This is a genomic window from Actinomycetospora sp. (assembly GCF_055612215.1).
Genome location: NZ_JBVPVA010000103.1, coordinates 1 through 6,150, shown reverse-complemented (window position 1 = coordinate 6,150; position 6,150 = coordinate 1). Strand labels below are relative to the sequence as shown.

Here is a 6,150-nt window from a genome sequence, read left to right as displayed (position 1 = left end):
TCGGGGGCGCGGTAGTCGGTGAGGTCGGCGCGCGGGGCTCGCCCGTCGGGGTCGGCGTAGCCGGTGCTGAAGGTGTCGAGCCACCCCACGACGTGCTCGAGCAGCGCCGCGACGTCGAACTGCGTGCACGGGGTCGGGGCGTGCCGCCGGTCGTCGTCGATCCCGTCGACGACGCCGGCGAGATCGGTCAGGACGGTGTGCAGGTGGTGACGGGTGTCCGCCACGGTCGGTGCTCCGTTCATAACGCCAGCCTCCCGCGTCCGCGCCGCCGGGGATTGAAGATTCGCGACGGGGCCCCGCCCTAGGCTGGCCGCCGTGACCGGGCCCGTCCCCGTCGAGCGTCGCCAGATCCAGGACGACAGCCGGGGCATCCTCGACCCCTGGCTGCTGCGGCAGCGGGTCGCCTTCGCGCGCCACCCCCCGACGCCCGCGCTCGAGGGGATCGTCGACCGCTTCTGGGCCGTGCGGTGGCGCCTGCCCGACGGGACCGCGCACCGCCAGGAGGTCCTGACCCACCCCTCGGTCAACATCACCGTCGGCACCCCGGACGCCCGCACCGGCCGGACCGCGCCCGAGGCGCTGGTGACCGGGGTCGCGACCGAGCTCGTCGACCGCGAGCTCGCCGGAGCGGGCTGGACGGTCGCGGCGATGACGACCGTCGGTGGCTTCGGGGCGTTCGTCGACGAGCCGGTGTCCTCCCTGGTCGGACGGGCCGTCGACGTCGACGTCGCCCCCGGGCTCGACGGTGACGCCCTGGTCGCGGCGGTTGCCGGTGCCGGCGGCGACACCGACGGGCCCGACGACGCCGGGCGCGAGCCGGCCCGCGTCGCCGTCCTCGCCCGGACCCTCGAGGAGCTCCTCGAGGCCGCCGACCCGGTGCGGGTCGCGCAGGCCCGCGAGGTCGCGGCCGTCGCCCGGATCGCGGAGACCGACCGCGAGGTCCGGCGCCTCGACGACCTGGCGAGGCGGGCCGGCGTCACGCCCCGCGCGCTGCAGCGCCTGTTCGCCCGCCACGCCGGGGTGTCGCCGACCTGGGTGCTGCGCCGCTACCGCCTGCTCGAGGCCGCCGAGGCCGTGCGCGCGGGCGAGCGGGTGGCGTGGTCCGAGGTCGCGAGCGCCCTGGGGTACGCCGACCAGGCCCACCTCGTCCGCGAGTTCCGCGCCGCGCTCGGGCGCACCCCGGAGGCCTACGCGCGGGCGCTGCGCTGACCCTCCACGATCACCCGCCGGCGGCTCAGAGCAGCAGCGTGCGGGTGAGCTGCTTCCACTGCTCGACGTGCGGGTCGGTGGCCGCCTCGCGCGGGTCGAACCCGTAGGTCAGCGCGACCCCGCGCATGCTCGTCAGCAGCATCTCGCGGACCATCGGGTACGCCGGACGGTCGGCGTAGGCCTCGAAGACCGCGTCGAGGGTCTGCCGGATCGCCGCACCGAGCCGTCGCTCCGCGGGCAGCAGCGCCGCGGCCAGGGCGGCGTCGGTGCGCGCCGCGGTCCAGAGCTCGACCGAGGCCCAGAAGTAGGGCTGCTGGAACGTCGTCCACATCTCCTCGACGACGCGGTCGATGCGCGCCTCGGGGTCGGTGGGCAGCTCGGCGGCGGCCAGTCCGTCGGAGGCGAAGCGGGTGGCCGCGAGGTGCTGCGCGGCGGCGACGAGCAGCGTCTCCTTCGAGGGGAAGTGGTGCAGCAACCGGCCGCGCGAGACCCCCGCGCGGGCCTGGATGGTCAGCGTCGTCGTGCCGGCATAGCCCGACTCGACGAGGCAGGCGACGGCCGCGTCGAGGATGCGCAGGCGGCTGTCGGACGTGCGCTGCTCACGGGACCGGCGGGGACCGGCCGCCCGTCGGGCCCGGTCGGGGGACGCATCCGCCGACGCGTCGAGGAGGGGCGCCGGCTCGCCGGCCCGGCCTGCGGTCATGCCACCTCCCCTGCTCGGTACCGGAACGGCCCCGATCGTCGCCGACCCGACGCGGACGGTCAACGCTGACCGTCCCCGCGCGTCGCGCGGTCCTGCCCCGCTCACCCTGCGGGCACCGTGGCCTTCCGTCTCGCCTTACTCGTCGGTAACCTCGGCGGCCGGACCCCCGGTAGCCCGTTGACAGCTGACATAAACAGTCCATCATGACTGTCAGGAGCGCCGAGCGGTCCGCCGCGCTCGAGCCGTACCGAAGGGACTGCCACCCGTGACCGAGGCATACATCTACGACGCCATCCGCACCCCGCGTGGCCGGGGCAAGCCGACCGGGTCGCTGCACTCGGTGAAGCCGGTGTCGCTGGTCGTCGGCCTGCTCGACGAGCTCCGCAAGCGGAACCCCGAGCTCAACCCGGAGCAGGTCGAGGACGTCGTCCTCGGCTGCGTCTCCCCGATCGGCGACCAGGGCGGCGACATCGCCAAGACCGCCACCATCGCCGCGGGCTACCCCGACACCACCGGCGGCGTGCAGCTCAACCGCTTCTGCGCCTCCGGCCTCGAGGCCGTGAACCAGGCGGGTCAGCGGGTCGCCTCCGGCTGGGAGGACATGATCATCGGCGGCGGCGTCGAGTCGATGTCCCGCGTGCCGATGGCCTCCGACGGCGGGCCGTGGGCCATGGACCCGGAGACCAACTTCAAGACCGGCTTCGCCCCGCAGGGCATCGGCGCCGACCTCATCGCCACCATCGAGGGCTTCTCGCGCGAGGACGTCGACGCCTACGCGCTGGAGTCGCAGACCCGCGCCGCGAAGGCCTGGGCCGACGGCGCCTTCGACCGCTCGATCGTCCCGGTGGTCGACCGCAACGGGCTGACGATCCTCGACCACGACGAGCACATGCGCGAGACCACGCTGGAGGGCCTCGCCGGCCTCAAGCCCTCGTTCGCCGGGATCGGCGAGATGGGCGGCTTCGACGCCGTGGCGCTGCAGAAGTACCACTGGATCGAGAAGATCGACCACGTCCACCACGGCGGCAACTCCTCGGGCATCGTCGACGGCGCCGCCCTCGTGCTCCTCGGCAGCGAGGAGGCCGGCAAGCGCAACGGCCTCACCCCGCGCGCCCGCATCGTCGCGACCGCCGTCTCCGGCGCCGACCCGACGATCATGCTGACCGGCCCCACGCCCGCCTGCCACAAGGTGCTGGCCAAGGCCGGCATGACGGTCGACGACATCGACCTGCTGGAGATCAACGAGGCGTTCGCCGCCGTGCCGATGAAGCTGATGCGCGACCTGGGCTTCCCGCACGAGCGCACCAACGTCATGGGCGGCGCCATCGCGCTGGGCCACCCGCTCGGGGCGACCGGCGCGATGATCATGGGGACGATGGTCGACGAGCTCGAGCGCCGCGACCTCCGCCGCGCGATCGTCACGCTCTGCATCGGCGGCGGCATGGGCGTCGCGACCATCATCGAGCGCGTCTGAACCCCCGGAACCCTGAGGAAGGACAAGTAGTTGAGCGAGAACATGTTCCGGTGGGACCAGGACGGCGACGGCATCGTCACGCTGACGATGGACGACCCGGATGCCTCGGCCAACACCATGAACGCCCGGTTCGGCACCGACTTCGAGGCCACCCTCGACCGGCTCGAGGCCGAGAAGGACTCGATCTCCGGTGTCGTGCTGACGAGCGCGAAGAAGACCTTCTTCGCCGGCGGCAACCTCGAGGACCTGCGCAACTACGGCGCGTCCGAGGCCCAGAAGGTCTACGACAACTCCCAGGGCATCAAGTCCCTGCTGCGCCACCTCGAGACCCTCGGCAAGCCGGTGGTCGCGGCGATCAACGGTGCCGCGCTCGGGGGCGGCCTCGAGATCGCCCTGGCGACGCACCACCGCGTCGCCCTCGACGCCAAGGGCTCGAAGATCGGCCTCCCCGAGGTCACCCTCGGCCTGCTGCCCGGCGGCGGCGGCGTGGTGCGCACCGTGCGCCTGCTCGGCATCGCCGACGCGCTGCTGCAGGTGCTGCTCCAGGGCCAGCAGCGCAACCCGCGCGCCGCGCTCGAGGCGAAGCTGGTCGACGAGGTCGTGGACACCCCCGAGGAGCTCGTCTCCCGCGCGAAGCAGTGGGTGCGCGACAACCCCGAGGCCGCACAGCCGTGGGACGTCAAGGGCTACAAGATCCCCGGCGGTACCCCGTCGGTGCCGAAGTTCGCGGCGAACCTGCCGGCCTTCCCCGCCAACCTGCGCAAGCAGCTGAAGAACGCCCCGATGCCGGCGCCGTACAACATCATGTGCGCCGCGGTGGAGGGCTCGCAGGTCGACATCGACAACGCCGCGAAGATCGAGTCGCGCTACTTCGCCGACCTCGTCGTCGGGCAGGTCTCGACGAACATGATCAACGCGTTCTTCTTCGACCTGCAGAAGATCAACAAGGGTGGCTCGCGACCCGACGGCTACGAGAAGCACACCGCGCACAAGGTCGTCGTGCTCGGCGCCGGGATGATGGGCGCGGGCATCGCGTACACCTGCGCGATGGCGGGCCTCGAGGTCGTCCTCAAGGACGTCTCGCAGGAGAACGCCGAGAAGGGCAAGAACTACTCGAAGAAGCTGCTCGACAAGGCCGTCTCGCGCGGGAAGTCGACCCAGGAGAAGGCCGACCAGGTCCTCGCCCGGATCACCCCCACCGCCGACCCGGCCGACGCGCAGGGCGCCGACCTCGTCATCGAGGCCGTCTTCGAGAGCCCCGACCTGAAGAAGCAGGTCTTCGCCGAGATCTACCCGTACCTCACGCCGGACGCGGTGCTGGGGTCGAACACCTCGACGCTGCCGATCACCGACCTCGCGACCGGGGTGGAGCGGCCCGCGGACTTCATCGGCCTGCACTTCTTCTCGCCGGTCGACAAGATGCCGCTGCTGGAGATCATCACCGGCGAGAAGACGTCCGACGCCACGCTGGCGAAGGCCGTCGACATCGCGCTGCAGATCCGCAAGACCCCGATCGTCGTCTCCGACTCCCGCGGGTTCTTCACGAGCCGCGTCATCGGCACGTTCCTCAACGAGGCCGTGGCGATGCTGGGCGAGGGTGCCGCGCCGTCGTCGATCGAGCAGGCCGGCTCGCAGGCGGGCTACCCCGCGCCGCCGCTGCAGCTGATGGACGAGCTGACCCTGACGCTGCCGCAGCACATCCGCGAGGAGACCCGCAAGGGTGTCGAGGCGGCCGGCGGCACGTGGACCTCGCACCCGGCCGACGCGATCGTGGACCGCATGGTCGAGCTCGGGCGCGGCGGCCGGTCCTCGGGCGCCGGGTTCTACGACTACGACGCCGAGGGCAAGCGGACCGGCCTCTGGCCGGGCCTCGCCGACGAGTTCGGCGCCGCCACGGGTGACCTGCCGTTCGAGGACATGCAGGAGCGGATGCTCTTCGCCGAGGCCCTCGAGACCGTGAAGTGCTTCGACGAGGGCGTGCTGCACACCATCGCCGACGCGAACATCGGCTCGATCATGGGCATCGGGTTCCCGGCCTGGACCGGCGGCGTGGCGCAGTACGTCGACGGCTACCCGGGCGGCCTGCCCGGCTTCGTCGAGCGCGCTCGCATCCTCGCCAAGGCCTACGGCGACCGGTTCCAGCCCCCGGCCTCGCTGGTGGCCAAGGCCGAGAAGGGCCAGAACCTGCGCGACTCGCTCTGAGTCGCCACCCCGCCTGCCCGCGGGGAGCACGAGCGGCCGGTTCGTCACCTTCGTGCGTGACGGACCGGCCGTTCGTCTCTTCGGGCACCGACCACTACCGGTCAGGACTGACTGTCTCGTAGGGTCCCGACGACGGGACACGACGGCTTCGGGAGGAACGGCGCATGGGCGTGCTGGACGGCGTCAAGGTGGTCGAGGTGGCCGGTATCGGCCCCGGCCCGTTCGCGGCGATGGTGCTCGCCGACCTCGGCGCCGACGTGCTGCGCGTCGACCGCACCGGCGGCGGCGGCCTGCGGCTCGGTGACCCGGCCAAGGAGGTCCTCAACCGCAGCCGCCGCTCGGTCGCCCTGGACCTGAAGCAGCCCGAGGCGCTCAAGGTCCTGCTGGACCTCGTCGCGGAGGCGGACGTGCTGCTCGAGGGCTTCCGGCCCGGTGTCGCCGAGCGCCTGGGCTTCGGCCCGGACGTCTGCCGGGAACGCAACCCGCGGCTGGTCTTCGGCCGGATGACCGGCTGGGGCCAGGAGGGCCCGCAGTCCCAGCGCGCCGGGCACGACCTCACCTA

6 protein-coding genes are annotated in these 6,150 nt (G+C 72.6%); 4 read left to right on the top strand and 2 right to left on the bottom strand.

The window, feature by feature from the left end:
* On the bottom strand, nt 1–224 hold a 224-nt coding region (locus AC0CYZ_RS02615; RefSeq protein WP_472212068.1), incomplete at its 3' end, for a maleylpyruvate isomerase N-terminal domain-containing protein.
* Between the two features lie 91 nt (nt 225–315).
* Here AC0CYZ_RS02615 and AC0CYZ_RS02610 point away from each other — a divergent pair.
* A complete protein-coding gene (locus AC0CYZ_RS02610) occupies nt 316–1,209 on the top strand; it encodes a helix-turn-helix domain-containing protein (RefSeq protein WP_472212066.1) in 894 nt (297 codons plus the stop codon).
* A gap of 25 nt (nt 1,210–1,234) precedes the next feature.
* Here AC0CYZ_RS02610 and AC0CYZ_RS02605 read toward each other — a convergent pair whose 3' ends face one another.
* A complete protein-coding gene (locus AC0CYZ_RS02605) occupies nt 1,235–1,912 on the bottom strand; it encodes a TetR/AcrR family transcriptional regulator (RefSeq protein ID WP_472212064.1) in 678 nt (225 codons plus the stop codon).
* A gap of 265 nt (nt 1,913–2,177) precedes the next feature.
* On the opposite strand from AC0CYZ_RS02605, the gene AC0CYZ_RS02600 reads away from it, so the two are divergent.
* The 3 genes from AC0CYZ_RS02600 to AC0CYZ_RS02590 all read left to right on the top strand — a co-directional run.
* Nucleotides 2,178–3,386 carry an acetyl-CoA C-acetyltransferase gene (locus AC0CYZ_RS02600; RefSeq protein ID WP_472212062.1) on the top strand — a complete coding sequence of 403 codons (1,209 nt, stop codon included), beginning with the start codon at nt 2,178–2,180 and terminating at the stop codon, nt 3,384–3,386.
* Nucleotides 3,387–3,428: 42 nt separating this feature from the next.
* Nucleotides 3,429–5,588, top strand: a complete 2,160-nt coding sequence (locus AC0CYZ_RS02595; protein WP_472212070.1) for a 3-hydroxyacyl-CoA dehydrogenase NAD-binding domain-containing protein — start codon at nt 3,429–3,431, stop codon at nt 5,586–5,588.
* A 164-nt stretch (nt 5,589–5,752) separates the two neighbouring features.
* A partial coding sequence (locus AC0CYZ_RS02590) for a CoA transferase (RefSeq protein ID WP_472212060.1) occupies nt 5,753–6,150 on the top strand: 398 nt, incomplete at its 3' end.

Bases quoted from the DNA above. Each gene is read 5' to 3' on its own strand.
- AC0CYZ_RS02605 (WP_472212064.1), bottom strand. From the start codon at position 1,912: ATGACCGCAGGCCGGGCCGGCGAGCCGGCGCCCCTCCTCGACGCGTCG.
- AC0CYZ_RS02595 (WP_472212070.1), top strand. From the start codon at position 3,429: ATGTTCCGGTGGGACCAGGACGGCGACGGCATCGTCACGCTGACGATG.